Source organism: Kitasatospora sp. NPDC059817 (genome assembly GCF_042731835.1).
Classification (GTDB): Bacteria; Actinomycetota; Actinomycetes; order Streptomycetales; family Streptomycetaceae; genus Kitasatospora.
Window position 1 is genome coordinate 1 of the sequence record NZ_JBHWIR010000410.1, and the last position, 1,838, is coordinate 1,838.

General features: G+C 73.6%; 2 protein-coding genes. One reads left to right on the plus strand and one right to left on the minus strand.

The genetic code is table 11. The features are described 5' to 3' along the window. Window positions 1-82: 82 nt before the first annotated feature. A complete protein-coding gene (locus ACFV61_RS35815) occupies window positions 83-973 on the minus strand; it encodes a nitroreductase/quinone reductase family protein (RefSeq protein ID WP_380346309.1) in 891 nt (296 codons plus the stop codon). Between the two features lie 334 nt (window positions 974-1,307). Between ACFV61_RS35815 and ACFV61_RS35820 the strand changes: the two genes are divergently transcribed. Then, window positions 1,308-1,694 (plus strand): hypothetical protein, encoded by a 387-nt coding sequence (locus tag ACFV61_RS35820; RefSeq protein ID WP_244293498.1) that lies wholly within the window; start codon window positions 1,308-1,310, stop codon window positions 1,692-1,694. The last annotated feature ends 144 nt before the right edge of the window (window positions 1,695-1,838 follow it).

Here is a 1,838-nt window from a genome sequence, read left to right on the forward strand (position 1 = left end):
GCGCCGCCCCGCGGGCGGCGCGGGCCGCGCGCCCCCGGGCCCCCGGCGCCGGGGGGCGCGGCCCCCTCGGCATTCGTGCGTCTCAGTCCCGGGCCGGACCGGGCCGGAGCGGCGGGAACGGGATCCCGGCGAGCGTCGGGAGCAGTTCCGCTTCCTCGTAGTCGAGGTGCGCCTCCAGCTCGGCCGACATCCGGTCCAACTCGGCCCGGAGCCGGTCCGGTTCGGTGACCTCGATCCCGGCCAGCAGTGCCACCAGCTCCTCCTTGATCCGCCCGATCACCAGGTGCTGTTCGCCCAGCTGTTCCAGCACCCCGGCCAGCTCCGGGTGGTTGCGTGCGAGCGCGGGGAAGATCGCGGCGTCCTCGCCGCTGTGGTGGTGCGTCAGCCCCTCGCAGAAGGCGAGGCAGTGCTGGCGCAGTTGGAGCCCGAGGCCGGCCGGGCGGCCCGCGACGTGCGAGTGCGCCTCCTCCCGGACGTGGCGCAGCTGCGCACGCAGCCAGGTGTGCGCCTCCAACAGCTTGTCGGCGAGGCTGCGCACCTCGCGCGCGGGTGTCTCGGGCCGTTCCAGGACGACCACCGGCAGTTCCCGGTCGGTGTTCGCCTGGTAGTCGCCGTACCCGGGCGCCTGCCGGACGACGGCCGCGAACAGCCGCTCCCGGCGGGCGCCTTCGGCGGGTACGGCGATCACGTCGAACGCCTCGGATCCGAGTTCGACCCGGACCACCGGTCGGGCGAGCAGGTTGCGGTACCACTGCGGATGGTCCGGCGCCCCGGCGGCGGAGGCGACGACCAGGAGCAGTCCCTCGGCCCGGACGTACCCGAGCGGCACGGTGTGCGGCTTGCCCGACCTGGCCCCGGCGGTGGTGAGCAGCAGCAGGTCGCCGCCCTCGAACGGGCCGCCGACCCGCCCGCCGTTGGCCCGGAACTCCTCGATGACGCTCTGGTTGAACTGGTTGACATGGTTCGTGGACATGGACATAGGTGTGAGTGAAGTCTCCTGCAGGGGTTGGGAGTCACGGCCACACGCGGTGCACGGGCGCGCACGCGGACACCACGGTGACCGCCTACGTCAGATCAGGGCAGCGGAGAAAGTACTCATCGCGCATCGTCCCTCGGATAAAGGTGCTCGCTCGGCTGCCGGCCGGCCCACTACTCTGTGGCCGGCGCCGCGCTGCACGCCCCCATTAGAGCCACGCGCGGACGCCCTGTCAACGAGCAAGATCGCCGCCGAAAGATCCCCGACGCGGGATCGCCGACGCGGATTCGCCGACGCGGATTCGCCGACGCGGGATCGCCGATGAAGGGAAGTGAACGCCGTCGTGGAGCGCATCGTCGACCTCGACCACGCCGCCGAGCGGATCGCCGCCCGGGCCGTACGCTGGCGGGCCGCCGGTCTGACGGTCGGCGCGCTCACCTGGCGCGACGCCCTGGCCCCGTGGCCGCAGCCGCTGGAGACGGACCGCGCCCGCGTCACGGACCCGGACTCCGTCGGCGTCCAGGTCGTGGACCCGCTGTCCGGTGGCGAACTGCACGTGGTGCTGTTCCGTGGCGGCTGGGCCGACGTCGAGTACCTCGCCGCCGGCTGGGAGGAGCAGGACGACGCCGAGGGCGGCGTGATCCCGGCCAACGATTTCACCGGCGCCGCCGACTTCGACGAGCGCCTGCGTGGTTGGATGGCGCACGTCTTCGGCTGAGCCCGGCCGCCGGTGGACGGGAGCCCCGCGAGTGGGTGCCCCCGTGGGGGGGGGGGGGGGGGGGGTGCCCCCCCCCCCCCCCCCCACCCACCCGCAGGAGACCCACCCGCCCCCGACGGACGGAGGCGAGAAAAAACAAAAAAC